This window comes from Corallococcus sp. AB011P (genome assembly GCF_003611605.1).
Lineage (GTDB): Bacteria > Myxococcota > Myxococcia > Myxococcales > Myxococcaceae > Corallococcus > Corallococcus coralloides.
In genome coordinates, this window is sequence record NZ_RAVX01000020.1 from 152,373 (window position 1) to 174,649 (window position 22,277).

Consider the following 22,277-nt stretch of genomic DNA (forward strand, 5'->3'; position numbering starts at 1 on the left):
AGCAGCGCCCCTCGGGGCGCCCGCAAGACGCGTCGGGTTGGACGCACAGCGCTACGCTACATGGGGCGTTCGGCGGTCAAAAGAGCGCGCAGCTCGGACTCGTTGAGCGGGCGGCCCTCCCGGGCGATGGCCAGGGCGTTGATCTGCTTCTCCTCCACCTCCACGTGGGCCCCCTTGCGCCACTCCGTGGTGTGCACCGCGCCATCCACCAGCCGGCCCACGACGGAGCCCTCGTCCCGGGTCACCGCCTCCAGCCACAGGTTCTCCACCACCACGTCGCCCTCCGGGTGCGTCTCGAAGGGGGCCCGCACCAGGAACGTGAGGGGCTCCATCAAACCCTTGCGCTGGAAGCGGGCCAGGAACGCGGGCAACAGCGCCTGCGCCTCCTCGTGCATGGCCTGGGTCTGCTCGGCCGGCTCCTTGGCGAAGCGCTCCCGGTACGTCGAGAGGAGCTCCGCCGTGTTGTGCCGGCCCAAGGGCGACACCACCGTGAGGAACAGCCCCTCGTGGCCCTCGAAGGCATCCAGCGGAACGCCCAGCAGGTTCGCGCGGGCCTCCTCCGACGGGACCAGGGTGAAGCTCTGGCCCTCGCTGGTGGCCACCTCCGAGCGCAGCGCCGGTCCCTGCGCGAACGCCAGGTCCGTGCACAGCTCGTGGAGGAAACTCTCCGCGGCCAGCAGGTCGCCCTCGCCCAGGTGGAAGATCTCCACGTCGCGCGCGCCGAACTTCTCCATCCCGTGCGAGTGCACCCACAGCGGCGTGTCCCCTTCCGCCAGCTCGATGGCGTGCAGGTGCACGTGGTCGCGGATGTCGAAGTCCAGCTCGGTGATCTCGGCCACGTCCTCGGGCTCGTGCAGCTTGAACGCCGTCATGTCCACGAGCACGCCCGGCGCCTGCTCCATCAGCGTGCGTACGGTCCACAGCGCCTCGAAGACGGGCAGCGTGGGCTGCGCGCCGCCCGGCTCCAGGAGGAACGCGTAGCAGGCCTGGGACTTCTCCACGCGCGCGAAGGCCTCCGGGCTGCCGCTGAACAGCTCCTGGGGGACGCGAGGACGGCCGTCGCTCAGGGGCTTGAGCACCACCTTCACCTCCGAGCCGTCCGCCCGCACGGTGAAGCCCCAGTCGCCCTCGTGCGGCACGAACTCCACCTCGTCCGTCGCGAACGCCGCGCGCAGCGCGTCCAGGGAGGGCGGCACGGACTGCTCGGTGGCCAGGACGTAGACCTCCTTCACAGGTGCTTCTCTATCTGTCGGAAGAGGTCCACGCGGTCCACCAGGTTGGTGAGGTAGTCCAGCTTGTCCGTCCCCAGCACCAGCACCGGTGACAGCGAGTAGCCCTCGAACCACTCCTCGTAGAGGGCGTTGAGGCGCTTCAGGTAGGCGGTCGGGATGTCCTTCTCCATGGTCCGCCCACGCAGGCGGATGCGCTCCTTCAGGGTGATCACCGGGCAGCGCAGGTAGATCATCAGGTCGGGCGGCCGGAGCGACTGGGAGATGGTCTGGTACAGCTCCCAGTAGGTGGACCAGTCCCGCTTGTCGATGAGCCGCTGCCGGTGGAGGTTCTTGGCGAAGATCTCCGCGTCCTCATAGAGGGTCCGGTCCTGGAGCACGGTGCCCGGCGTGCGCTCCAGTTCCCGGTGCAGGCGGAACTTGTGCGTCAGGAAGAAGAGCTGCGAGCGGAACGCCCACGTCTTCATGTCCTTGTAGAAATCCGCGAGATAAGGGTTCTGGTCATTGGGCTCGAAGGACGGCGTGAGGCCGTACTTCCGGCACAGGAAGGACGTGAGCTCCGTCTTTCCGGCCCCGATGTTGCCCGCGATGGCGATGAACTTTTTCCTGGCCACGCCACCCTTGCTTGTAACCCCAGCGAGCGGCATTCACCAGAAACAATGGCGGGGGGAGCCATGGTAGATAAAGTGCATGCCCCCGCCCCGTTCCGCACGTCCAGGAGCCCGTGCCGACGCTCGCGCCGCGCCGCCTGGCTGCCCGACCGGTGAGCGGCACTCCCGGGGCCCTTCCGGCGCTCAGGCCCCCCGGTAGGAGGAAAGGCGACGCATGTTGCGCAAGCTGTGGTGCATCCTGGTGGTCGCGGTGTGGTCCCCGATCTGCTTCACCCTCGCATGCCTCGCGATGCTGGTGACGCTCAACCCGTCGCGCTCGGTCTGGGTCGCCCGATGGATCTGGTCGCCCGTGCTCCTGTGGGCCGGTGGCGCGAAGCTGGAGGTCACTGGCGGGGAGAACGTGGACCCGAAGCGGCCCACCATCTACGTCGGCAACCACATGTCCACACTCGACATCCCGGCCCACTTCCTCGCCGTGCCGGTGGACTTCCGTTTCGTCGCCAAGTCCCAGCTGCGCTTCGTGCCGTTCATCGGCTGGTACCTCTGGCTCGCGGGCCACGTCTTCATCAACCGCGGAGACCGTTCGTCCGCCATCGCGTCGCTTGAAAAAGCCGCCCGGAAGATCCGCGCGGGCACCAGCATCTTCCTGTACCCGGAGGGCACCCGCTCCCCGGACGGCCGCGTGCTGCCGTTCAAGAAGGGCCCCTTCGCGCTCGCGCTCAAGGCCCGCGTGCCCATCTGCCCCGTCACCATCGAGGGCACCGACAACGTGATGCCCAAGAACTCGTGGAACATCACCCCGGGCCCGGTGCGCGTGAAGATTGGCCGCCCCATCGACACCAGCGGCTTCGCGGACAACGACCGCGAGGGCCTGGCCCGCGCCGTGCGCGAACAGATCATCGCCGACAGCCTCTCCCTGGGCGGCAAGGGCGGTGACCCGGACACCGCCGTCGCCGCGCCGAACCGCGAGGGCGTCGCGCAGCTTGCCTCCTCTGTCACCTCCAAGGCCTCCTGAGTTCACCGTGCCCCTGACGCCGCCCTCGAACCGCCTCCGCTCGCTCCGCTGGCCCGCCGCCCTCCTGGGGCTGGGGTTGCTCGCCACCGGCTGCGGCCACGGCCAGGCCCAGGCCCCCGCGCTGTCTCCCCAGGCGCAGGCGCGCGCGTACCTGGACGGCAACCAGCCGGATGAGGCGGTGAAGCTCCTGCGGGAGCTGCACGCGCGCACGCCGGACGACGTGGACGTGGCCCGCGCCCTCACCGAGGCCCAGGTGAAGGCCGGCCGCGCGGACGCCTGGACGGAGGAACTGCGCCAGGCCATCGCGAAGAACGAGCGCGCGGTGGACCAGTACATGCTGGGCCTGACGCTCTTCTCGCGGGCCCGGGACGCGGGCGCCCCCACCGTGGCCGCCTTCGAGCGCGCCATCGCGCTGTCCCCCACCACCGCCGAGTTCCACTACCGCCTGGGCGTGGCGCGCCTGGAGTCGGAGCAGTACGCCGCCGCCCTGGGCCCGCTGCGCAAGGCCGTGGAGCTGGCCCCGGAGCGCGCGGGCTGGAAGCTGCCCCTGGCCAAGGCCCTGGCCCGCACGGGCGACACCGCGGGGGCCGTGGAGGCCCTGGGCACCGTCGTGCGCGGCAACCCCACCCCCACGGAGGTCGCCACCGCGCGGGCGCTGATGAACCCGCTGGCGGACCCGTTCCAGAACTTCCCCAAGGCGGCGGAGGCGAAGCTCGAGGAGGGCATGCGCTACCTGCACGAGCTGGACGCGCCCCAGCACGCCCTCATCGCCTTCGAGGAGATCCTCCACGACTACCCGGACCTGGCCGTGGTGCACGCCCTCCTGGGCCTGGCCTACCAGCGCCTGGATGACGCCGGCCGCGCCGTGGACGAGTTCAAGCAGGCCATCGAGCGCGCCCCCCAGGACGGCAAGAACCAGCTCTACCTGGGGGAGCTGTACCTGTCGCGTCAGCGCACGGACGCGGCGCGCACCGCCTTCGAAAAGGCCGCGGCGCTCAACCCGCTGCTGGACCTGGCCTGGTTCCGCCTGGGCGACCTGCGCCTGGAGGCCCGGGATCTGGACACCGCGAAGGAGGCCTTCCAGGTGGCGGTGACGCTGGCACCGGACTCGGCGGCCGCGCGTGGCAAGCTGTCGCTCGTGTACCAGTTGCAGGGGGACTACGCGGCCGCGCAGCGGGAGCTGAAGGTCGTGGCGGACAAGGATCCGGAGAACACCGAGTTCGCCCTGCGCCTGGGCCTGCTCTACACCGAGGAGGCCCAGAAGGCCCGCCGCCCCGAGGACCGCCAGAAGGCCGCGAGCGAAGCGGAGCGCTGGCTGGGGAAGGTGCTGGAGACCCAGCCCGACAACGCGGTGGCCAGCAAGGCCCTGCAGGTGCTCAAGGGCCAGTAGCCACCGGCGCACCGCCCCCTCTACACTCCGCCTCCGATGAGCGACGCGCGCAAACCCGCCCCTCCCAGCACCCCTCCGCCCCGGACGCCGTCCAATCCCGGCACCCAGCCCCGGGCGGCCACCAGCCCCGGCATGCGCGCCATGAGCGCCGCCCGCGCGGCCCCGCTGGAGAAGCCGAAGCCGGAAGGCCCGCTGGGCAAGCGCGTCGCCGCGGAGACGTCCAACGTCCTCCTCAACGCCTTCTCCATCCTGAAGGAGCAGTTCGCGGACTTCCGCGCGAGCGACCGCTTCTTCAAGTACAAGGCCGGCATCGTCGCGAGCTGGCTCGTCCTGTCCGTCGCCAGCCTCGGCATCGCGTGCCCGGGCAGCTCCGTGGACACGGGTGACATGGACGCGCGCCTGGTGCTCAGTGACAAGCTGGACCGGCCCTCCGTCACCATCTGGAATGAGAGCCAGGACGTCTGGCGCGACGTCATCATCACCGTGAACAACGAGTACAAGGCGGTGGTGTCGGAGGTGCAGCCCGGCAACTTCGTCACCATCACGCCCAAGCAGCTCCTGGGGAAGACCGGCGGCTCCGCGCCCGCGGACCTGCGCTTCCAGGCGCTGACGATGAAGAGCGCGGACGACAAGGCCGACCTCACGCCTTCCCTCCAGGAGGAGTGGAAGCGCATCCTCTCGCCGAAGAAGTAGCCCGCCGCGAGCGGCCCTCCAGACGCCGGAAACACGAAGGGCGCCCTCCTGAAGCAGGAAGGCGCCCTCGGTGTTTCTTCAGCCCGGCCAGGCCTCACTCACGTGAGGCCCGGGCACGGGGAACGGCTCAACCCTCGGTCTTCGCCTCGGCGGGAGCCTCGGTCGTCTCAGCGGCGGCCGGGGCCTTCGCGGGACGGTCCACCAGCTCGATGAGGGCCATCTCCGCGGCATCGCCCCGGCGGAAGCCCAGGCGCACGATGCGGGTGTAGCCACCCGGACGGGAGGCGTAACGCTCCTTGTACTCGCTGAACACCTTCTGGAGGACCGTGCGGTCCTTCACGGTGCGGGCGGCAAGGCGCACGTTGGACAGGCCACCGCGCTTGGCGAGCGTGATGATGCGCTCGGCCAGCGGACGGACTTCCTTCGCCTTGGGAACGGTGGTGCGGATGGCCCCGTGCTCCAGCAGGGACGTGACCATGTTGTTCAGCATCGCGAGACGGTGGCTCGTGGTGCGGTGCAGCTTCCTTTGTCCGACCTTGTGGCGCATGCGCGTGCTCCGGGGCCTCTTCTTGAGAACCCCACCACTCCGGCCGTATCAGGTACCGGGTGGGAAGGACGGCCCCGACACCGGGGGCCGCCGTTGAATCGGACCCTGTGTACCAGGGCCCCCTGCCTTCGCGCCACCGTGAAGCCGTGTCGGTGGGAAGCCAAGGCAGGTGCTGCAGGAAACGACGACGCTCAGGCCTTGGGGGCCGCGGGAGCCGGCGCGTTCTTCGGCGGCCAGTTCTCCAGCTTCATGCCCAGCGACAGACCCATCTCCGCGAGGATCTCCTTGATCTCCTTCAAGGACTTGCGGCCGAAGTTCTTCGTCTTGAGCATCTCCGCCTCGGTGCGCTGGACCAGGTCACCGATGGACTTGATGTTCGCCTGCTGCAGGCAGTTGGCCGAACGCACCGACAGCTCCAGCTCGTCCACCGAGCGGAACAGGTTCTCGTTGAGCTTGGCCTCTTCCTTCGGCGCCTCGGCGACGACCGGCTCCTCGGTCTCGTCGAAGTTCACGAAGACCGTGAGCTGCTCCTTGATGATCTTCGCCGCGTACGCGACCGCGTCCTGCGGGACCACGGAGCCGTCCGTCCAGACCTCGAGCGACAGCTTGTCGAAGTCCGTGACCTGGCCAACGCGCGCGTTGGTGACCTGGTAGTTCACCTTGCGGATGGGCGAGAAGAGCGAGTCGATGGGGATGGTCCCGATGGGCGCGCCCGGCACCTTGTTGGTGGACGCCGGCACGTAGCCCCGGCCGCGGCGGCACATCAGCTCCATGCGCACCTTGCCACCCTCGGACACCGTGCAGATGTGGTGACCCGGGTTCAGGATTTCGACATCCTGGTCCGCGATGAGGTCGCCCGCCTTCACTTCCTTGGGGCCTTCCACCTCGATGCGCAGCGTCTTCGTCTCGTTCGTGTGCATCCGGAGGAGGACCTCCTTCAGGTTCAACACGACGTCCGTGACGTCCTCGGCCACCTCGGGGATGGTCGTGAACTCGTGGTCCACGCCTTCAATCTTCACGGAGGTGATGGCCGCGCCCTGCAGCGACGACAGCAGCACCCGCCGCAGCGAGTTGCCCAGCGTCGTCCCGAAGCCGCGCTCCAGCGGCTCCGCCACGAACTTGCCGTACGTGGGGCTCAGCGAGTCCTGGTCCACTTCCATGCGGCGCGGCTTGATGAGGTCGCGCCAGTTCTTCGCAACAAACGTGTCGGCCATGGGGACTGCTCCTCTGGTCGTGCGCCATCACCCACTTCCCCGTCAGGGTGACGGGAGGACGGGCACGCGGGGGGGACTGCTTAACAACCTCGCCCGGCGCGCACAGAACGCGCCCTCCAGGCGACGAAACGACAGGTGACAAAGCGACAACGCCCCGGCCTTGATGGCCAGGGCGTCCACAGCGGGAGGGGCCCACCGGAAGCGGGCCCGGCATCCCTGCTTACTTCGAGTACAGTTCGACGATGAGCTGCTCCTGGATGGGCATGGTCAGGTCCTCGCGGTTCGGGACCGTCTTGACCGTGCCCTTGAACGACTTCTTGTCCAGGTCAATCCACTGCGGAACGCCACGGCGGTCCACCGTCTCCAGCGCCTCGGAGATGCGGAGCACCTTGCGGCTCTTCTCCAGCACTTCCACGGCGCTGCCCGGCTTCACGGAGAACGACGGGATGTTCACCCGGCGGCCGTTGACCTGGAAGTGACCGTGACGCACCAGCTGGCGCGCCTCGTTACGCGTGTCCGCGAAGCCCATGCGGAACACCACGTTGTCCAGGCGGAGCTCCAGCTGCTGCAGCAGGTTCTCACCCGTCTTGCCCTTGGCCGCGGACGCGCGGTGGTAGTACCCGCGGAACTGGTTCTCGAGCAGGCCGTACATGCGCTTGACCTTCTGCTTCTCGCGCAGCTGCACGCCGTAGCCGGAGAACTTCACGCGGCCCTGGCCGTGCTGACCGGGGGGATAGGGGCGGCGCTCGATGGCGCACTTGTCCGTGTAGCAACGGTCGCCCTTGAGGTACATCTTCAGGTTCTCGCGCCGGCAGATACGGCAGGCGCTCGCGGTATAACGAGCCACGGAAACTCTCCTTGCAGATGGTCTGGAGCCGGGCCCGCCGCGAGGCGGGTCCCCGGCCCGAAGCGGTAATTAGACGCGGCGGCGCTTGGGCTGACGGCAGCCGTTGTGCGGGATGGGCGTCACGTCGCGGATGAGGCTGATCTTCAGGCCGGCGGCGGCCAGCGCGCGCAGCGCCGACTCACGGCCCGCGCCCGGGCCCTTCACGAACACCGTCACGGTCTTCAGGCCGTGCTCCATCGCCTTCGCCGCGGCGTCGCCAGCGGCCACCTGCGCCGCGAACGGCGTGGACTTGCGGCTGCCCTTGAAGCCGCGCGCCCCGGCCGACGACCAGGAGATCACGTTCCCGGACACGTCCGTGATCGTGATGATGGTGTTGTTGAACGTGGACTGGATGTGGACCACGCCGTTGAGGATGTTCTTCTTACCCTTGCGCTTGCTCTTCTTCGCCGCAGGGGTCTCGCCACCCTCGGCACCGGCCGGCGCGGCGGCGGTATTGATCTCGTCAGCCATGTGAATCGCTGCTCCTGGGAGTAGGTGATCAACGCCCGCGCCTCACACGAAGCGAGGCAGCGGGCGCCAGAGGGTTTAGCGGGCCGGAGCGGCCGGCTTCGCGCGAACGATGCCGCGCTTGGGGCCCTTGCGGGTGCGCGCGTTGGTGTGGGTGCGCTGGCCGCGGACCGGAAGACCCTTGCGGTGACGCAGACCCCGGTAGCAACCCAGGTCCATCAGCCGCTTGATGTTCATGGTCACCTCGCGCCGGAGGTCACCCTCGACCTTGTAGTTGGCCTCGATGATCTCGCGGATCTTTCGAGCCTGGTCCTCGGTGAGGTCCTTGGTCCGGGTGGTGAGATCGATGCCCGCCGCCTCGATGATGTCGTGCGCGGTCTTGTTACCGATCCCGTAGATGTACTGAAGCGAGATCACCGCACGCTTGTTGGGCGGCAGATCGATGCCGGCGATACGAGCCATCTTCGGTCTTCCTTCGTTGTGGAGTTGGTCTGAGGCAAGAGTCCCTGGGGACTCTTAGCCCTGGCGCTGCTTGTGCCGGGGGTTGGAGGCGCAAATGATGCGCACGATGCCCTTGCGGCGAACGACCTTGCACTTGTCGCAGATCTTCTTGACGGACGCCCGAACCTTCATGGAGCGAACTTCCTTCCTTCAGCGGTGAAAAGCACAACAGCCGGTCCGCACAGGCGGCCGGCACGAATTACTTGGCCCGGTACGTGATCCGTCCACGGGTCAGGTCATACGGCGACAACTCGACCTTCACCTTGTCGCCCGGGAGGATACGGATGAAGTGCATCCGCATCTTGCCCGAGATGTGCGCGAGCACCTTGTGGCCGTTGTCCAGCACCACGCGGAACATCGCGTTCGGTAGGGGTTCCATAACGGTCCCCTCGACTTCGATGGAATCATCCTTCGGCAAGCGTCAACCTTCTTCCCGGACCACGAACCTTCTGGAAGCGCGGCGGGATAACACTTTGGTCCGTAAGTAGCAAGCGCCGCGCGATCTGAAATCTGGACCTCTATCAACAGCTTCTGACATCACCCTATTTCACCCGGGGTCCAGGGGCCATCATCGACGCCGGGTCAGCACTTCCGGCCCCCGCTCCGAGATCAGGATGGTGTGCTCGAAGTGGGCGGACAACCTGCCGTCCACGGTGACGGCCGTCCACTCGTCCTCCAGGACCTCCACGTCGGGCGTCCCCTGGTTCACCATCGGTTCCACCGCCAGGACCATGCCTGGCCGCAGCTTCATCCCTGACCCCGCCTGCCCATAGTTGGGCACCTGCGGCGGCTCGTGCAGCTTCCGGCCAATCCCGTGCCCCGTGAAATCCCGGACCACGGAAAACCCCCGCGCCTCCACGTGACTCTGCACCGCGTGGCCAATGTCGCCAAGCCGGTTGCCCGGCTGCATCACCTGGATGGCCTTCTCCAGGGACTGCCGGGTGGCGTCCACCAGGGCCTGGGCCTCTGGCGCCACCTTCCCCACCGGCACCGTGCGCGCCGAGTCCCCGAAGAAGCCCCGGTAGACCACCCCGAAGTCCAGCTTCATCAGGTCCCCGGCCACCAACCGGCGCTTCCGGTTGGGGATGCCATGGACGACCTCCTGGTTCACGGAGGCGCAGAGAACGCCCGGAAAGCCGTGGTAGCCCTTGAACGCCGACCGGGCGCCCTTCTTGGCGATGAGCTGCTCCGCCAGGGCGTCCAGCTCCCAGGTGGAGACACCGGGGGCCACTGCCTTCTCGAGTTCGTCCAGGATCTCACAGACGATCCGTCCCGCTTCCCGCATCAGGGCGATTTCATCCGGACTCTTGAGCTCCACCGGGTTCATGCGCCCCTTTCCCTACCGGTCCGCTGCTCTGTCGGGAACCCGTGACCGATGGGGCGGCAGTCCAGACCGGCCCTGCCCTCGCCTCGCTGGCTGCCCCAGGCTCAGGCAGGACGGCCAGCGGCCTTCTTGATCTCCTCGTAGATGCCCTCCGGCGACCCGACGCCGTCGACGCTCTTGAGCACCCCCTTCTTCGCGTAGAAGTCCTTCAGGGGGGACGTCTCCGCGTCATACTTCTGCAGGCGCTTCTCGATGACCTCCGGCGTGTCATCCGGACGCTGCACGAGCTCCGTGCTGCACTTGTCGCACAGGCCCGCCCGCTTCGGCGGGCTCTGGGTGACGTGATAGACGGCCCCATCATTGGGGCACACGCGCCGGCCAGAACCACGCTCGACGAGCGTCGAGTGCGGGACCTCGAGCGACACGACCGCATTCAGCTGCTTGCCCAGCCGCTCCAGCATCCGGTCCAGCGCGTCCGCCTGTCCCGGGGTGCGGGGAAAGCCGTCGAGCACGAAGCCCTGCGCCACGTCCGGCTCCTTCAGCCGCTCCTCCACGATGCCGATGACGACATCGTCCGGGACGTACTGCCCCGCGGCCATCAGCGGCCCGGCCACCTTGCCCAGGGGCGTGCCATCCTTCACGGCCTTGCGCAGGATGTCGCCGGTGGAGATCTGCGGGATCTGGAAGTCCGCGTAGAGCTTCTTCGCCTGGGTTCCCTTCCCGGCGTTCGGCGGCCCCAAGAGGATGAGGTTCATGTCGCTCCTTTGTACCAACGTCCACCCTTGAACGACGAGGCGCCCCTCCCCACCATTGGGGAGAGGCGCCCGGAACACAACCGACCTCTGTCAGGCCGCCACGCGGACCCGACCGCGGATGCGCGGACCGCGCGGACCCGCGAAGCCTTCGTAGTTGCGGCTGATGAGGTGGCCTTCGATCTGCTGCACCGTGTCCAGCGCCACGCCCACCACGATGAGGAGCGCCGTGCCGCCGAACGTGAACTGCACGCCGAGCACGCTGCTGATGACCGACGGAATCACGCAGATGATGGCCAGGTAGATGGCGCCGCCGAACGTGAGCCGATTGAGGACTCGCTCGATGAATTCCGCTGTCTGGCGACCCGGGCGGATGCCGGGGATGTAGCCGCCCTGCTTCTTGATGTTGTCCGCCACGTCATCCGGCCGGAAGGTCAGCGCCGTGTAGAAGTAGGAGAAGAACACCACCATCAGCACGAACAGTCCATTGTAGACCCAGAGGTTGCCCTCGATGCTGCGCTGGAAGCCCTGCAGGAAGGGGAACCACGCGCCCAGGGTCGCCGGGAAGGACAGCACCGCGCCGGCGAAGATGGGGGGAATCACGCCCGAGGCGTTCACCTTCATGGGGAAGTACGTCGCCTGGCCCGCGAACATGCGCCGGCCCGCCATGCGCTTGGCGTACTGGATGGGCACGCGCCGCATGCCCCGCTCCACGTAGACCACCACGCCGATGATGAGGAGCATGAAGAACAGCAGGCCGAGCACCGCGGCCATGTTCACAATCTCCTGCGTCGTCAGGTCCAGCAGCGTCTTCGCGCCGGGCAGCACGCGCGCCACGATGCCCGCGAAGATGATGAGCGAGATGCCGTTGCCGATGCCGCGCTCGGTGATGCGCTCGCCCAGCCACATGATGAAGGCCGTGCCCGCCGTGAGGCTGACCACCGTCATGAAGGTGAACCAGAGGTTGTCGTTGGGCACCACCACCTGGTTGAAGCCGCCCTGCCCCGCGTCGGAGCGGCCCAGCGAGGCCAGCCACCGCGAGATGCCCACGCCCTGCACGATGGACAGCGCGATGGTGCCGTAGCGCGTGTACTGGTTGATCTTCTGGCGGCCCGCGGCGCCTTCCTTCTGCAGGCGCTCCAGGCTGGGCACCACCACCGCCAGGAGCTGGATGATGATGGAGGCGCTCACGTACGGCATGATGCCCAGGCCGAAGATGGACATCTGCTCCAGCGCGCCGCCGGAGAAGAGGTTGAACAGCGACACCAGACCGCCCGATTGTTTCTGGGCGTCCATGAACGCGTTCATCGCGGAGCGGTCCACGCCCGGCGTGTTGATGAAGATGCCAATGCGGTAGACGGACAGCAGCACGAGCGTGTACGCAAGCCGGCTGCGCAGCTCCGCGATGCGGAAGACGTTGGCGAAGGCGTTCAGGGCCACGGTAATGCCATCCTCTTCAAGAGGTTCTGCCAGCAACAACAAACGCCCCTCTCCGGTTCCGGAAAGGGGCGCGGAAGCCTACACAAGGCTGGGGGCGCGCACCACATCACCGTGATGCGCGCCGCCGGTCACGCCTACGCCCGGGGCTGGCGAGGAGCCTTGACGCCCTTGCCAGCGTGGGCCTTGGCGGCCGACTCCGGCTTGTGCGCCACCAGGGGGAGCTCCTCCACGGAGCCGCCCGCCTTCTCGATGTTCTCGCGAGCAGCCGCGGACACCTTGTTCACCTTGACGGTGAGCTTCTTGGCGAGCTCGCCGTGGGCCAGGACCTTCACGCCATCATAACGGCCCTTGACCAGGCCCGCCTGCTTCAGCGAGGCCTCGTCCACCGTGGCGCCGGCGTCGAACGTGTGCTCCAGGTCGCCCAGGTTCACCACCGCGTAGGTGGTGCGGTTGGGCGGGTTGAAGCCGAACTTCGGCAGACGCCGCTGCAGCGGGCTCTGGCCGCCTTCAAAGCCCTCGAACCGCATGTTGCCGGAGCGGGCCTTCTGGCCCTTGCCGCCGCGGCCGGCCGTCTTGCCCAGGCCGCTACCCTGGCCACGGCCCACGCGCTTCTTGCGGTGCCAGGAGCCCTCAGGGCGCTTCAGATTGGTCAGGATGCTCATGTTGGATCCTCAGTTCTCAGGCCTTGGCCTTGGCGGCCAGGCGCTCCAGGGCGCGGTCCCGGGCGACAATCTTCCGGGGCTTGCGGCGCTTGGGCGCCGGGGCCTCCTGGCTGACCGTCTCCAGGGAGACCAGGTGCTTCACCTTGAACACCATGCCGCGCACCGCCGGGGTGTCCTTCAACAGCCGCTCGTCGCCGAACTTCTTCAGACCGAGGCCCTTGATGGTGGCCAGCATGTCCTCGGAAGAACCCGAGAAGCTCTTCGTCAGCTTAACCTTGAGCGCCATGACTAGCCCCTCGCCTCGCCCGCGAGCTTCTGGGTCTCGACGTCCTTGCCACGCAGCCGCGCGACCTGCTCCGCGCTGCGCAGCAGCTTCAGGCCCGCAACAGTGGCCTTCAGCACGTTGTGAGGATTCCGCGAACCCTGGCTCTTGGTCAGGATGTTGCGGATGCCCGCCGCCTCCAGCACCGCGCGCACCGCGCCACCGGCGATGACGCCCGTACCTTCAGAGGCAGGCTTCAGGAGCACCCAGCCGGCACCGAAGTGCCCCAGGATCTCGTGCGGGATGGTGTGGCCCATGCGAGGAACGCGGAACAGGTTCTTCTTCGCGTTCTCGCCGCCCTTGCGGATGGCCTCGGGGACCTCGTTGGCCTTGCCCAGGCCCACGCCCACGTGCCCGTTGCCATCGCCCACCACGACGAGCGCGGCGAACGAGAAACGGCGGCCGCCCTTTACCACCTTGGCGACGCGGTTGATGTTCACCACGCGGTCGGTCAGGTCCAGATCGTTCGGATTGATCGGAGTTGCCACTTGAGGAATTCCTTTCTGGTACCTAGAACTTCAGGCCGGCCTCGCGCGCGGCGTCAGCCACGGCGGCGATGCGCCCATGGTAAGGGAAGCCGTTGCGGTCGAACACCACCGCATCGACGTTGGCGGCCTTGCACTTCTCCGCGATGAGGGAGCCCACGCGCTTCGCGTCGGCCTTCTTGTCGCCCTCGTCCTTGCCCTTCAGCTCCTTGGACAGGGACGACGCGAACGCCAGCGTGCGGCCAGTGGAGTCGTCCACCACCTGCGCGTAGATGTGCTTGAGGCTCTTGTAGACCGACAGCCGCGGACGCTCCGTGGTTCCGGAGAGCTTCTTGCGGATGCGGTTCTTCCTCTTGAGGCGCTGCTCGACAGTCTTGGACATGGCTGCTTCCTTTTCCGTCCGGCGGCGATGCGGCCTTCCGCCGCCGGATGATTCCGCCAAGCCTCAAGGCCCGGCGGGGTTGAATGCTTGGCGAAGACGCGGCGACGACTAGGTCGTACCGGTCTTGCCCTCCTTGCGGCGGATGCGCTCCTCGGCGTACTTGATGCCCTTGCCCTTGTAGGGCTCCGGCGGACGCAGCGAGCGGATGTTCACCGCCGTGGCGCCCAGGGCTTCCTTGTCCGCCGAGCGGAGCGTCAGCCCCACCGTGGGAAGGCTGTCCTCGGTACGGGAGGTCTTGTCGACTTCCGCCGTCACGCCCTCCGGCAGGTTGAACACCACCGGGTGGGAGTAACCGAGCGAGAAGTGAATGGCCTTGCCCTTCACTTCCGCGCGGAAACCGACGCCGCGGATGTCCAGACGCTTCTCGAAGCCCGTGGACACGCCCTTCGCCGCGTTGGCGAGGATGGTCCGCGTCAGGCCGTGCAGGCTGCGGGACTCACGCGAGTCGTCCTCGCGCTGCACCGTCACCTGGCCGTCCTTGACCTCCACCTTCACCTTGGCGGGGAGCTTGACGGACAGCTTGCCCTTGGGGCCTTCGAAGTTGACCTGCTGGTTGGCGACATTGACCTTCGTCTTGTCGCCAAGCTTGATCGCCAGTTTTCCAATCCGACTCATGATTGCCTCGTGCTGTCGTCGCCCGGGGCGCGCTCCTCGCGGGGCGCTTCACCCAGGCTCCTGGCTAGTAGACCGTGCAGAGCAGCTCGCCGCCGACCTTCTGCTTCCGGGCCTCGGTGTCCACCAAGATGCCGCGCGAGGTGGAGAGGATGGAGATGCCCATGCCGCCGAGCACCGGCTGGATGTCGCGCACCGCGACGTAGCGACGCAGACCGGGCTTCGACACGCGGCGAATGCCGGTGATGGCCGGGCTGCGGTCCGGGCCGTACTTCAGCTGGACGGTGATCTCGTTCTGCGGCGCGACCTCGTGGATGGTGAAATCCCCGATGTAGCCCTCGTCCTTGAGGACCTTGACGATCTCCACCTTGAGCTTCGAGTGGGGGATGAGGACCTTGTCGTGCCGCGCACGCGAGGCGTTGCGCAGGCGGGTCAGCATGTCGCCGACGGGATCATTGACCGGCATGAATCACCTTCAAGCAAAGCAGCGGTCCCCTTGGGACACACCGCGCTCGCGGCCACCGCGCCTGCCGGGCCCATCCCGGGGGTTCGCGACGACCGCTACTTCTCTTCCACTTCAACCGGGTACCGCCCTGCCCTCTTCAGGACAGGGACGGTGCTCCGGGTCCAGCGCCTACCAGGACGACTTGGTGACGCCGGTGATTTCACCACGCAGGGCGCGGTGACGCAGGCAGATACGGCACATCTTGAACTTGCGCAGGAAGGCGCGAGGACGACCGCAGAGACCGCAGCGGTTGTACTGACGCACGGGGAACTTCAGCTTGCGCTTTGCCTGGGCAATCTTGGAGAGCTTGGCCATGATCGATGGGAGTCCTGGGCTCGGTTACTGACGGAACGGCATGCCGAAGTGACGCATCAGCGCGAGGCCCTGCTCGTCGTTCCGGGCGGTGGTGACGAAGCTGATGTTGAGCCCCTTCACCTTTTCGATCTGATCGTAGTTGATTTCCGGGAAGATGATCTGCTCGCGCACGCCGAGCGTGTAATTGCCCTTCCCGTCAAAGGCCTTGGGGGACACGCCCTTGAAGTCACGCACGCGAGGCAGCGCGACGGTGATGAGGCGGTCCATGAATTCGAACATGCGGTCGCCGCGCAGCGTGACGGCGGCACCGATGGCCTGGCCCTGGCGCAGCTTGAAGTTCGCGATGGACTTGCGCGCGCGCGTCACGACCGGCTTCTGACCGGTGATGGCAGCCAGCTGGTCCACCGCCGACTCCAGGATCTTGTTGTTGGCGAGCGCCTCGCCCAGACCCATGTTGACGACGATCTTCTCCAACCGCGGCACTTCCATGGGGTTTCCGAGCCCCAGTTCCTTCATCAGAGCAGGAACACCCTCCGCGCGGAAGCGGTCCTTGAGGCGCGCCGAGCGGGCCTTCAGGCCCTCCTCGATGTTCGCGGCGAAGCCGACCTTCTTGGCTTCTTCTTTGCCGCGCTTCTTGCTCTTCTTTTCCTTCGAGTCGGCCTTCTTCTCGTCAGCCATCTTTCATTCCCCTGCTTCGGGGCGCCGTCATGGACCCAGCGCGTCCGATCAGTCCTGCGTCTAGAACGTGGAAACACCCAGAGGGCTCAACCATTTCAGCTCTCTGGACGTGCACGCCCACCTGCCCCACCACTAGGTGGGGCAAGGGGCGCGCATACATGCCCGAACACCGACCCCTAGTCAATCAGGGCGTCACACTGCTTGCAGAACCGCTTGGAGGACTCCCCCTCCTTGCGGATGCCGACGCGGGTCGGCTTGTCACACTTGGCGCAGACCACCTGGACGTTCGAGAGCGCGATGGTGCCCGGCTTCTCGATGATGCCGCCCTCGGGGCTCTGCGGCGTCTTGCGCATGTGGCGCTTGACCAGGCGCAGGCCCTCGACCGTCACGCGGCCCGCCTCCCGGTCAACCTTCAGCACCTTGCCGCGCTTGGTCGCCGGCGTCTTCTCCGAGCGCTCAGACCCGGAGATGACCTGGATGGTGTCACCGACTTTCAGCTTCTGCATGGCTTCCTCACTCTGGCTGTTCGCCGTCAGGCCTGCGTCCTCTTAGAGGACCTCGGGCGCCAGCGAGATGATCTTCATGAACTTGCGGGCACGCAGCTCACGGGCCACCGGCCCAAAGATGCGCGTCCCGATGGGCTCCAGGTCCTTGTTGATGAGGACCGCCGAGTTGCCGTCGAACTTGATGTAGCTGCCATCCGCACGACCCACCTCGCGACGGGTGCGGACGATGACGGCCTTGGCCACGTCACCCTTCTTCACCTTGGAGTTGGGCAGGGCCTCGCGGATCGACACGACGATGACGTCGCCGATGGAGGCGTACTTGCGCTTGGAGCCGCCGAGAACCTTGATGCAAAACACCTTCTTGGCGCCCGAGTTGTCGGCCACATCGAGCACACTCTGCATCTGAATCATGTGAAGTCTCCTCTTGCTCGAACCCGTCCACGCGCTTCATGGCGCACGGACGCGGTGTGGCCTACCTAGACGTTCTTGCTCTTCTCCAACACCTCGACCACGCGCCAACGCTTGTCCTTCGAAGCGGGCTTGGTCTCGGCGATGCGCACCCGGTCACCCTCGTTGATGGTGACCTTCTTCGGGTAGTCGTGATCCTCGACGTGCGCCTTGTACTTCTCGCGCAGGCTCATGATCTTCCCGTACTTCGGGTGGGGAGCACGACGCTGGACGGTGACAACCACCGTCTTCTGCATCTTGTTGGAGGTGACGATGCCCACGCGGGTCTTGGGACGACCCCGGGTGGAGGTCTCGGCAGCGGGCGTTTCGGTCGCTTCAGCCATGTTGGTTCTCACTGTCTGTCATGCACCCGGGCCCTCTGCCCGGATGGCCACGGACACCCGGGTGAGCCCGGATGCCCGCGGATGCACTACTACTACTACCCCGCCTTCGCGGCCCGGGCCTTCTCGCCCAGGACGGTGAGGATGCGGGCCAGATCACGGCGGTGCTGCACGCCCTCAGCGGGGCTGTCCAGCGAGCCGGTCCGACGCTTGAGCCGATCCTGGACCAGCGTGTCGCGCAGTTCCTTCGCGCGATTCTGCAGGTCGTCCGTCGACAGGTCCTTCAATTCCTTCGCAGTCGCCATCTTGGTCTCCTCGGCGCGGGATGCGGGCGCCCTCCCCTGTCACCAGGTGAAGCGCCCGTCCCGGCGGTGCGTGACTACAGCGAGAGCTCGCTGCGGCGCACGATCTTGGTGAGCACCGGCAGCTTCGCCTGCGCCAGCTTCAGCGCACCGGTGGCGATCTCCTGCGTCATGCCCTCCATCTCGTAGAGCACGCGTCCCGGCTTGACGACCGCGACGTAGTACTCCACGCCACCCTTACCGGTGCCCATACGGGTTTCGGCGGGCTTCTTCGTGATGGGCTTGTCCGGGAAGATCCGGATCCAGATCTTTCCGCCGCGCTTCACGTGGCGGGTCATCGCGATACGGGCCGCCTCGATCTGGCGCGAGGTGATCCATCCCGGCTGGAGGCTCACCAGGCCGAACTCACCGTAGGTGAGGTCGCTGCCGCGGTGGGCCGAGCCGAACATGCGGCCCTTCTGCATCTTGCGGTACTTGGTTCGAGCAGGCTGAAGCATGGTCGATGTCCTTCGTGCCTCGCGTGCAGGGCGGGCTTCTTAGGGCCCGCCCCACAGGGGCGTCTTACCGGTTGGTGGGCATGGGGGCCTGGCCGCCCTTGCCGGGGAGGACCTCGCCCTTGCAGATCCAGACCTTGCAGCCAATCTTGCCGTAGGTCGTCTTGGCCTCGGCGAAGCCGAAGTCGATGTCCGCGCGGAGGGTGTGCAGGGGCACGCGGCCCTCGCGGTACCACTCGTAGCGGGCCATCTCGGCGCCACCCAGGCGGCCAGAGCAGGCCACGCGGATGCCCTTGGCCCCGAACTTCATCGCGGTCTGCAGCGCCTTCTTCATGGCGCGGCGGAAGGCGATACGGCGCTCGAGCTGCGTGGCGATGTTCTCCGCCACGAGCTGCGCGTCGGTCTCGGCCTTGCGGACCTCGACGATGTTCAGGAAGACCTCGTTCTTGGTGAACTGCTGGAGGTCCTTCTTGACGGTCTCGATGCCAGCGCCGCGCTTGCCGATGACGATGCCCGGACGCGCGGTGTGGACGTTTACCTTCACCTTGTTGGCGGCGCGCTCAATCTCCACCTTCGACACGCCCGCGTGGTTCAGCGACTTCTTGACGAACTCGCGGATGCGGATGTCTTCGTGGAGCCACTGAGCGTAGTTCTTGTGCTCGAACCACTTGGAGTCCCAGGTCTTGATGACGCCGAGCCGGAACCCAATCGGATGTACTTTCTGTCCCAAACTGAATCTCCTTGGTGCGTCCGGGCAGGGCCCGACGGGTCCTACTTCTTGGCCTCGGCCAGCACGACGTGGACGTGGGCAGACTTCTTCTGGATGGGCGTCGCGCGCCCCATGGCGCGCGGCATGAACCGACGCTGGGTCGCGGCCTGGTCCACGGAGATGGTCTTGACGTAGAGGGTATCCACGTCGACCTGGCCCTTGGACAGGTCCGTCGCGTTGGCGACGGCGCTCTTGATGAGCTTCTCCACCGGCCGCGCAGCAGCGCGCGGGGTGAACTTCAGGATGTTCAGGGCGGCCTCGACGGGCTTGCCCCGGATGAGCGCCGCGACGAGGGACAGCTTGCGCGGGCTCATGCGCAGGTGACGCAGATGTGCAGTCGACTCCATGGTCATCTCCTCAGGCTCTCAGGCGTAGGTACGGGCTACTTGCCCGGGGCCTTGGCGACCTTCTTCTCCGCCGAGTGCCCGCCGAAGGTGCGCGTAGGAGCGAACTCGCCGAGCTTGTGGCCCACCATGTTCTCCGTCACGAACACCGGAATGAACTTCTTGCCGTTGTGCACGGCGAAGGTGTGACCCACGAACTCAGGGAGAATCGTGGAGCGCCGGGACCAGGTCTTGACGACCGCCTTCTTGTTCGCCGCGATCATCCCCTCGATCTTCTTGAGGAGGTGATCGTCGACAAACGGACCCTTCTTGATCGAACGAGCCATGTTTCAAATCCTCTTACTGGCTGCGCGCGCCCTGGCGGCGGCCGCTCACGATGAACTTGTCGGTGCGCTTGTTGGTGCGCGTGGTGAGGCCCTTGGTCTTCTTGCCCCACGGAGACACCGGGTGCGGATTACCCTGGCCGGACTTACCCTCACCACCACCGTGCGGGTGGTCGACAGGGTTCATGGCCAGACCGCGGACGGTGGGACGAATGCCCAGCCAGCGGCTCTTACCCGCCTTACCGATGCGAATGATTTCGTGCTCGATGTTGCCCACCTGGCCGACGGTGGCACGGCACTCGATGAGTACCTTGCGCACGGCGCCGGACGGCATGCGCACCTGAGCGTAACGGTCTTCCTTGGCCATCAACTGGCCAGAGGTTCCTGCGGAGCGGATGACCTGGGCGCCACGGCCCGGCTTCAGCTCCACGTTGTGGATGACCGTGCCCACCGGGATGTTCTGCAGCGGCAGGCTGTTGCCCGGCCGGATGTCGGCGGTGGCGCCGGCGAACACGGTGTCGCCCACGGCCAGGCCCACGGGGGCCAGGATGTAGCGCTTCTCGCCGTCCGCGTAGTGCAGGAGGGCGATGTTCGCCGTGCGGTTCGGGTCGTACTCGACCGCGACCACCTTGGCCGGCACGCCGTCCTTGTCACGACGCTTGAAGTCGATGGTGCGGTAGCGACGCTTGTGACCGCCACCCTGGTGACGACGGGTGATGTGGCCGTGAACGTTGCGGCCACCCGAGCGCTTGAGCGGCTCGGTGAGGGCCTTCTCCGGCGAGTCCTTGGTGATGTCCGCGAAGTCGGACACCGTCATCAGACGGCGGGCGGCGCTTGTCGGCTTGTACTTCTTGATGCCCATGGTGTGTTCCTCTCAGGCGGATCTGTCGCCAATGGCGTCAGACCGCTCCCCCTTCGAAGAGTTCGATCTTGTCACCTTCCTTGAGGGTGACGACCGCCTTCTTGAAGTTGGGGCGCTGGCCGATGCTCTTGCCCACCCGCTTCGTCTTGCCACGCACGATGTTGGTGCGAACACCCTCCACCGTGACCTTGAACAGGGACTGGACCGCGCGAGACACGTCGTGCTTCGTGGCCTTGCGGTCCACGATGAACGAGTACTGGCGGAACTTCTCCCGGGCCTTGTCCAGCTTCTCCGTGATGAGCGGGCCCTTGATGACGTCGTTCAGATTCATGACAGGGACCCCTCGAGCGCCTTCGCGGCGGCGGAAGTCAGGACGATGTGCGAGTGCTTGAGCACGGACTCGAGGTTGAGACCCTCGGGCGGCAGCACGTCGAACTTCGCCAGGTTGCGCACGCTGCGGTGCAGGTTGGTGTTGCCGCGCTCGTCGATGACCAGCGCGTTCTGGAGCTTCATGCGGCGGGTGAGCACCTCGAAGGCCTGCTTCGACTTCGGGGCGTCCAGCTTGAAGCCGTCCAGGATGATGAGCTGCTTCTCCCGGGCGCGCAGGGACAGCACGGCGCGCAGGGCACCGCGGCGGACCTTGCGGGGCGGCCGGTAGAAGTAGTCGCGGGCCTTGGGGGCCATCGCCTTGCCGCCGCCCACCCAGTGGGAAGCGCGGATCGAGCCCTGACGGGCGCGGCCGGTGCCCTTCTGCTTCCAGGGCTTCTTGCCGCCGCCGCTGACGAGCGAGGTGTTCTTCACCCCGACCGTGCCGCGGCGCCGGTTGATCTGCTGCATCTTCGCCACCTCGTAGAACAGGTGGGTGTTCGGCTCGGCGCCGAAGATCTCGTCAGAGAGCTCGATCTCCGACACCTTCTTCAAATCCAGGTCGACTACGTCAAACTTCGCCATGGCACTTTCCTCGGGGGTCAGAGTGAAACCACTCCGACGCCATCCCGCTTCCTAGGACTTGATCTCGACGTCAACGCCGGCAGACAGATCCAGCTTCATCAGCGCGTCCAGCGTCTGCTGGGTCGGCTCGAGGATATCGAGCAGGCGCTTGTGCGTGCGGATCTCAAACTGCTCGCGGCTCTTCTTGTCCACGTGCGGCGAACGCAACACGGTGAACTTGTTGATGCGCGTCGGCAGGGGGATCGGACCGGCCACCTTGGCGCCCGTGCGCTTGGCCGTCTCGACGATCTCCCCAGCACTCTGGTCCAGGAGCTTCGAGTCGTACGCCTTCAGCCGGATGCGGATCTTCTGTGTCGCCATTCGCAAGAACCTCTTTGAACGACCTCTGGGAACCGTGAGGCGGTACGCCCGTCAACGCCTGGATTTCAGAGAACCGTTTCTTCGGAACGAAGGGGCGCGGTGTGTACCACCACACCCCATGGGTTGCAACTGGATTTCCACCGGCTCTCCGGAACGGCCCTCAAGGGACCTACCGGAGAGCTGGCAGCCTGAGTACTACGCGATGATTTCCGCCACGACGCCCGCGCCCACCGTGCGGCCGCCTTCACGAACCGCGAACCGCAGCTCCTTCTCCATCGCGACCGGGGTGATGAGCTCCACCTCGATGGCGATGTTGTCGCCCGGCATGACCATCTCGACGTTGTCCGGCAGCTTCACCGAGCCCGTCACGTCCGTGGTGCGGAAGTAGAACTGCGGACGGTACCCCTTGAAGAACGGGGTGTGGCGGCCGCCCTCTTCCTTCGACAGCACGTAAATCTGCGCCTTGAACTTCGTGTGCGGCGTGATG

Annotated in this window: 36 protein-coding genes and 1 pseudogene; 3 read left to right on the plus strand and 34 right to left on the minus strand. The window is 66.6% G+C overall.

Annotated features, from left to right (window positions below):
• Positions 1–56 precede the first annotated feature (56 nt).
• Both D7X30_RS33975 and D7X30_RS33980 read right to left on the minus strand, forming a co-directional pair.
• Positions 57–1,232 carry a DUF2314 domain-containing protein gene (locus D7X30_RS33975; RefSeq protein ID WP_120567140.1) on the minus strand — a complete coding sequence of 392 codons (1,176 nt, stop codon included), beginning with the start codon at positions 1,230–1,232 and terminating at the stop codon, positions 57–59.
• Positions 1,229–1,843, minus strand: coding sequence for a deoxynucleoside kinase (locus D7X30_RS33980; RefSeq protein ID WP_120567141.1), 615 nt, complete (start codon positions 1,841–1,843; stop codon positions 1,229–1,231). The genes D7X30_RS33975 and D7X30_RS33980 overlap by 4 nt, the downstream gene beginning before the upstream one ends.
• Positions 1,844–2,054: 211 nt before the next feature.
• On the opposite strand from D7X30_RS33980, the gene D7X30_RS33985 reads away from it, so the two are divergent.
• A complete protein-coding gene (locus D7X30_RS33985; RefSeq protein WP_199724628.1) occupies positions 2,055–2,855 on the plus strand; it encodes a 1-acyl-sn-glycerol-3-phosphate acyltransferase in 801 nt (266 codons plus the stop codon).
• 7 nt (positions 2,856–2,862) lie between these two features.
• Complete coding sequence (locus D7X30_RS33990; RefSeq protein WP_120567142.1) at positions 2,863–4,245, plus strand: lipopolysaccharide assembly protein LapB; 1,383 nt, start codon at positions 2,863–2,865, stop codon at positions 4,243–4,245.
• 20 nt (positions 4,246–4,265) lie between these two features.
• Here the strand turns inward: D7X30_RS33990 and D7X30_RS43485 are convergent, their stop codons facing one another.
• Positions 4,266–4,388 (minus strand): hypothetical protein, encoded by a 123-nt coding sequence (locus tag D7X30_RS43485; protein WP_255424222.1) that lies wholly within the window; start codon positions 4,386–4,388, stop codon positions 4,266–4,268.
• Between D7X30_RS43485 and D7X30_RS33995 the strand changes: the two genes are divergently transcribed.
• Positions 4,387–4,938, plus strand: a complete 552-nt coding sequence (locus D7X30_RS33995) for a hypothetical protein (protein WP_233591956.1) — start codon at positions 4,387–4,389, stop codon at positions 4,936–4,938. The two genes, D7X30_RS43485 and D7X30_RS33995, sit on opposite strands and share 2 nt — an antisense overlap.
• Positions 4,939–5,065: 127 nt before the next feature.
• On the opposite strand, the gene rplQ is transcribed toward D7X30_RS33995, so the two are convergent.
• The 31 genes and pseudogenes from rplQ to tuf all read right to left on the minus strand — a co-directional run.
• Positions 5,066–5,485 (minus strand): 50S ribosomal protein L17, encoded by a 420-nt coding sequence (rplQ, locus tag D7X30_RS34000; RefSeq protein ID WP_120567144.1) that lies wholly within the window; start codon positions 5,483–5,485, stop codon positions 5,066–5,068.
• Positions 5,486–5,676: 191 nt separating this feature from the next.
• Positions 5,677–6,699 carry a DNA-directed RNA polymerase subunit alpha gene (locus tag D7X30_RS34005; protein WP_120567145.1) on the minus strand — a complete coding sequence of 341 codons (1,023 nt, stop codon included), beginning with the start codon at positions 6,697–6,699 and terminating at the stop codon, positions 5,677–5,679.
• Between the two features lie 220 nt (positions 6,700–6,919).
• Positions 6,920–7,546 (minus strand): 30S ribosomal protein S4, encoded by a 627-nt coding sequence (gene rpsD / locus D7X30_RS34010; RefSeq protein ID WP_120567146.1) that lies wholly within the window; start codon positions 7,544–7,546, stop codon positions 6,920–6,922.
• A gap of 69 nt (positions 7,547–7,615) precedes the next feature.
• Positions 7,616–8,056, minus strand: a complete 441-nt coding sequence (rpsK, locus tag D7X30_RS34015) for a 30S ribosomal protein S11 (RefSeq protein ID WP_014395884.1) — start codon at positions 8,054–8,056, stop codon at positions 7,616–7,618.
• Positions 8,057–8,131: 75 nt separating this feature from the next.
• Positions 8,132–8,515 (minus strand): 30S ribosomal protein S13, encoded by a 384-nt coding sequence (gene rpsM, locus D7X30_RS34020; protein WP_014395883.1) that lies wholly within the window; start codon positions 8,513–8,515, stop codon positions 8,132–8,134.
• Positions 8,516–8,569: 54 nt separating this feature from the next.
• Positions 8,570–8,686, minus strand: a complete 117-nt coding sequence (gene rpmJ / locus D7X30_RS34025) for a 50S ribosomal protein L36 (protein WP_043321360.1) — start codon at positions 8,684–8,686, stop codon at positions 8,570–8,572.
• Positions 8,687–8,753: 67 nt separating this feature from the next.
• Positions 8,754–8,972 (minus strand): translation initiation factor IF-1, encoded by a 219-nt coding sequence (gene infA / locus D7X30_RS34030; protein WP_002614803.1) that lies wholly within the window; start codon positions 8,970–8,972, stop codon positions 8,754–8,756.
• A 150-nt stretch (positions 8,973–9,122) separates the two neighbouring features.
• The gene (gene map, locus D7X30_RS34035; RefSeq protein ID WP_120567147.1) at positions 9,123–9,881 is read right to left on the minus strand and encodes a type I methionyl aminopeptidase; all 759 of its coding nucleotides are present in this window, start codon (positions 9,879–9,881) and stop codon (positions 9,123–9,125) included.
• A 101-nt stretch (positions 9,882–9,982) separates the two neighbouring features.
• Positions 9,983–10,633 carry an adenylate kinase gene (locus tag D7X30_RS34040; RefSeq protein ID WP_120567148.1) on the minus strand — a complete coding sequence of 217 codons (651 nt, stop codon included), beginning with the start codon at positions 10,631–10,633 and terminating at the stop codon, positions 9,983–9,985.
• 90 nt (positions 10,634–10,723) lie between these two features.
• Entirely contained in the window at positions 10,724–12,070 is a 1,347-nt protein-coding gene (secY, locus tag D7X30_RS34045) for a preprotein translocase subunit SecY (protein ID WP_120567149.1), read from the minus strand.
• 134 nt (positions 12,071–12,204) lie between these two features.
• The gene (gene rplO, locus D7X30_RS34050; RefSeq protein ID WP_120567150.1) at positions 12,205–12,732 is read right to left on the minus strand and encodes a 50S ribosomal protein L15; all 528 of its coding nucleotides are present in this window, start codon (positions 12,730–12,732) and stop codon (positions 12,205–12,207) included.
• 16 nt (positions 12,733–12,748) lie between these two features.
• Positions 12,749–13,018, minus strand: coding sequence for a 50S ribosomal protein L30 (rpmD, locus tag D7X30_RS34055; protein WP_120532358.1), 270 nt, complete (start codon positions 13,016–13,018; stop codon positions 12,749–12,751).
• A gap of 2 nt (positions 13,019–13,020) precedes the next feature.
• Entirely contained in the window at positions 13,021–13,542 is a 522-nt protein-coding gene (gene rpsE / locus D7X30_RS34060) for a 30S ribosomal protein S5 (RefSeq protein ID WP_014395877.1), read from the minus strand.
• Positions 13,543–13,564: 22 nt separating this feature from the next.
• Complete coding sequence (rplR, locus tag D7X30_RS34065) at positions 13,565–13,921, minus strand: 50S ribosomal protein L18 (RefSeq protein WP_120567151.1); 357 nt, start codon at positions 13,919–13,921, stop codon at positions 13,565–13,567.
• Between the two features lie 108 nt (positions 13,922–14,029).
• Complete coding sequence (gene rplF, locus D7X30_RS34070) at positions 14,030–14,596, minus strand: 50S ribosomal protein L6 (protein ID WP_120567152.1); 567 nt, start codon at positions 14,594–14,596, stop codon at positions 14,030–14,032.
• 64 nt (positions 14,597–14,660) lie between these two features.
• Entirely contained in the window at positions 14,661–15,059 is a 399-nt protein-coding gene (gene rpsH, locus D7X30_RS34075; RefSeq protein ID WP_120567153.1) for a 30S ribosomal protein S8, read from the minus strand.
• A gap of 168 nt (positions 15,060–15,227) precedes the next feature.
• Entirely contained in the window at positions 15,228–15,413 is a 186-nt protein-coding gene (locus D7X30_RS34080; protein WP_014395873.1) for a type Z 30S ribosomal protein S14, read from the minus strand.
• A 24-nt stretch (positions 15,414–15,437) separates the two neighbouring features.
• The gene (rplE, locus tag D7X30_RS34085; RefSeq protein ID WP_014395872.1) at positions 15,438–16,091 is read right to left on the minus strand and encodes a 50S ribosomal protein L5; all 654 of its coding nucleotides are present in this window, start codon (positions 16,089–16,091) and stop codon (positions 15,438–15,440) included.
• Between the two features lie 176 nt (positions 16,092–16,267).
• On the minus strand, positions 16,268–16,597 hold the full coding sequence (gene rplX, locus D7X30_RS34090) for a 50S ribosomal protein L24 (RefSeq protein WP_120523543.1): 330 nt from the start codon (positions 16,595–16,597) through the stop codon (positions 16,268–16,270).
• A gap of 42 nt (positions 16,598–16,639) precedes the next feature.
• Positions 16,640–17,008, minus strand: a complete 369-nt coding sequence (gene rplN / locus D7X30_RS34095) for a 50S ribosomal protein L14 (RefSeq protein ID WP_014395870.1) — start codon at positions 17,006–17,008, stop codon at positions 16,640–16,642.
• 65 nt (positions 17,009–17,073) lie between these two features.
• Positions 17,074–17,400, minus strand: a complete 327-nt coding sequence (gene rpsQ / locus D7X30_RS34100; RefSeq protein WP_169821648.1) for a 30S ribosomal protein S17 — start codon at positions 17,398–17,400, stop codon at positions 17,074–17,076.
• Between the two features lie 83 nt (positions 17,401–17,483).
• On the minus strand, positions 17,484–17,690 hold the full coding sequence (gene rpmC, locus D7X30_RS34105; RefSeq protein ID WP_120532365.1) for a 50S ribosomal protein L29: 207 nt from the start codon (positions 17,688–17,690) through the stop codon (positions 17,484–17,486).
• A gap of 74 nt (positions 17,691–17,764) precedes the next feature.
• Positions 17,765–18,184 (minus strand): 50S ribosomal protein L16, encoded by a 420-nt coding sequence (rplP, locus tag D7X30_RS34110; protein ID WP_014395867.1) that lies wholly within the window; start codon positions 18,182–18,184, stop codon positions 17,765–17,767.
• Between the two features lie 64 nt (positions 18,185–18,248).
• Positions 18,249–18,911 (minus strand): 30S ribosomal protein S3, encoded by a 663-nt coding sequence (rpsC, locus tag D7X30_RS34115; protein WP_120523546.1) that lies wholly within the window; start codon positions 18,909–18,911, stop codon positions 18,249–18,251.
• A gap of 41 nt (positions 18,912–18,952) precedes the next feature.
• Positions 18,953–19,297, minus strand: coding sequence for a 50S ribosomal protein L22 (gene rplV, locus D7X30_RS34120; protein WP_014395865.1), 345 nt, complete (start codon positions 19,295–19,297; stop codon positions 18,953–18,955).
• A gap of 35 nt (positions 19,298–19,332) precedes the next feature.
• Positions 19,333–19,620 carry a 30S ribosomal protein S19 gene (rpsS, locus tag D7X30_RS34125; RefSeq protein ID WP_014395864.1) on the minus strand — a complete coding sequence of 96 codons (288 nt, stop codon included), beginning with the start codon at positions 19,618–19,620 and terminating at the stop codon, positions 19,333–19,335.
• A gap of 13 nt (positions 19,621–19,633) precedes the next feature.
• Positions 19,634–20,479, minus strand: coding sequence for a 50S ribosomal protein L2 (gene rplB, locus D7X30_RS34130; RefSeq protein ID WP_120567154.1), 846 nt, complete (start codon positions 20,477–20,479; stop codon positions 19,634–19,636).
• A 37-nt stretch (positions 20,480–20,516) separates the two neighbouring features.
• The gene (locus D7X30_RS34135) at positions 20,517–20,810 is read right to left on the minus strand and encodes a 50S ribosomal protein L23 (protein ID WP_120523548.1); all 294 of its coding nucleotides are present in this window, start codon (positions 20,808–20,810) and stop codon (positions 20,517–20,519) included.
• On the minus strand, positions 20,807–21,430 hold the full coding sequence (gene rplD / locus D7X30_RS34140; protein WP_120523549.1) for a 50S ribosomal protein L4: 624 nt from the start codon (positions 21,428–21,430) through the stop codon (positions 20,807–20,809). Before rplD ends, D7X30_RS34135 begins: the two co-directional genes overlap by 4 nt.
• 51 nt (positions 21,431–21,481) lie before the next feature.
• A complete protein-coding gene (rpsJ, locus tag D7X30_RS34145; RefSeq protein WP_002633608.1) occupies positions 21,482–21,790 on the minus strand; it encodes a 30S ribosomal protein S10 in 309 nt (102 codons plus the stop codon).
• A gap of 195 nt (positions 21,791–21,985) precedes the next feature.
• Positions 21,986–22,277 (minus strand): annotated as a pseudogene (gene tuf, locus D7X30_RS34150) (elongation factor Tu); the annotation flags it as partial.

What these genes read in the sequence shown, in the direction of transcription:
- D7X30_RS33985 (WP_199724628.1), top strand. Translation starts at nt 2,055, where the DNA reads ATGTTGCGCAAGCTGTGGTGCATCCTGGTGGTCGCGGTGTGGTCCCCG.
- D7X30_RS33995 (WP_233591956.1), top strand. Translation starts at nt 4,387, where the DNA reads ATGAGCGCCGCCCGCGCGGCCCCGCTGGAGAAGCCGAAGCCGGAAGGC.
- D7X30_RS43485 (WP_255424222.1), bottom strand. Translation starts at nt 4,388, where the DNA reads ATGGCGCGCATGCCGGGGCTGGTGGCCGCCCGGGGCTGGGTGCCGGGA.
- rplQ (WP_120567144.1), bottom strand. Translation starts at nt 5,485, where the DNA reads ATGCGCCACAAGGTCGGACAAAGGAAGCTGCACCGCACCACGAGCCAC.
- D7X30_RS34005 (WP_120567145.1), bottom strand. Translation starts at nt 6,699, where the DNA reads ATGGCCGACACGTTTGTTGCGAAGAACTGGCGCGACCTCATCAAGCCG.
- rpsK (WP_014395884.1), bottom strand. Translation starts at nt 8,056, where the DNA reads ATGGCTGACGAGATCAATACCGCCGCCGCGCCGGCCGGTGCCGAGGGT.
- rpsM (WP_014395883.1), bottom strand. Translation starts at nt 8,515, where the DNA reads ATGGCTCGTATCGCCGGCATCGATCTGCCGCCCAACAAGCGTGCGGTG.
- rpmJ (WP_043321360.1), bottom strand. Translation starts at nt 8,686, where the DNA reads ATGAAGGTTCGGGCGTCCGTCAAGAAGATCTGCGACAAGTGCAAGGTC.
- map (WP_120567147.1), bottom strand. Translation starts at nt 9,881, where the DNA reads ATGAACCCGGTGGAGCTCAAGAGTCCGGATGAAATCGCCCTGATGCGG.
- D7X30_RS34040 (WP_120567148.1), bottom strand. Translation starts at nt 10,633, where the DNA reads ATGAACCTCATCCTCTTGGGGCCGCCGAACGCCGGGAAGGGAACCCAG.
- rplO (WP_120567150.1), bottom strand. Translation starts at nt 12,732, where the DNA reads ATGAGCATCCTGACCAATCTGAAGCGCCCTGAGGGCTCCTGGCACCGC.
- rpmD (WP_120532358.1), bottom strand. Translation starts at nt 13,018, where the DNA reads ATGGCGCTCAAGGTTAAGCTGACGAAGAGCTTCTCGGGTTCTTCCGAG.
- rplR (WP_120567151.1), bottom strand. Translation starts at nt 13,921, where the DNA reads ATGTCCAAGACTGTCGAGCAGCGCCTCAAGAGGAAGAACCGCATCCGC.
- rplF (WP_120567152.1), bottom strand. Translation starts at nt 14,596, where the DNA reads ATGAGTCGGATTGGAAAACTGGCGATCAAGCTTGGCGACAAGACGAAG.
- rpsH (WP_120567153.1), bottom strand. Translation starts at nt 15,059, where the DNA reads ATGCCGGTCAATGATCCCGTCGGCGACATGCTGACCCGCCTGCGCAAC.
- D7X30_RS34080 (WP_014395873.1), bottom strand. Translation starts at nt 15,413, where the DNA reads ATGGCCAAGCTCTCCAAGATTGCCCAGGCAAAGCGCAAGCTGAAGTTC.
- rplE (WP_014395872.1), bottom strand. Translation starts at nt 16,091, where the DNA reads ATGGCTGACGAGAAGAAGGCCGACTCGAAGGAAAAGAAGAGCAAGAAG.
- rplX (WP_120523543.1), bottom strand. Translation starts at nt 16,597, where the DNA reads ATGCAGAAGCTGAAAGTCGGTGACACCATCCAGGTCATCTCCGGGTCT.
- rplN (WP_014395870.1), bottom strand. Translation starts at nt 17,008, where the DNA reads ATGATTCAGATGCAGAGTGTGCTCGATGTGGCCGACAACTCGGGCGCC.
- rpmC (WP_120532365.1), bottom strand. Translation starts at nt 17,690, where the DNA reads ATGGCGACTGCGAAGGAATTGAAGGACCTGTCGACGGACGACCTGCAG.
- rplP (WP_014395867.1), bottom strand. Translation starts at nt 18,184, where the DNA reads ATGCTTCAGCCTGCTCGAACCAAGTACCGCAAGATGCAGAAGGGCCGC.
- rplV (WP_014395865.1), bottom strand. Translation starts at nt 19,297, where the DNA reads ATGGAGTCGACTGCACATCTGCGTCACCTGCGCATGAGCCCGCGCAAG.
- rpsS (WP_014395864.1), bottom strand. Translation starts at nt 19,620, where the DNA reads ATGGCTCGTTCGATCAAGAAGGGTCCGTTTGTCGACGATCACCTCCTC.
- rplB (WP_120567154.1), bottom strand. Translation starts at nt 20,479, where the DNA reads ATGGGCATCAAGAAGTACAAGCCGACAAGCGCCGCCCGCCGTCTGATG.
- D7X30_RS34135 (WP_120523548.1), bottom strand. Translation starts at nt 20,810, where the DNA reads ATGAATCTGAACGACGTCATCAAGGGCCCGCTCATCACGGAGAAGCTG.
- rplD (WP_120523549.1), bottom strand. Translation starts at nt 21,430, where the DNA reads ATGGCGAAGTTTGACGTAGTCGACCTGGATTTGAAGAAGGTGTCGGAG.
- rpsJ (WP_002633608.1), bottom strand. Translation starts at nt 21,790, where the DNA reads ATGGCGACACAGAAGATCCGCATCCGGCTGAAGGCGTACGACTCGAAG.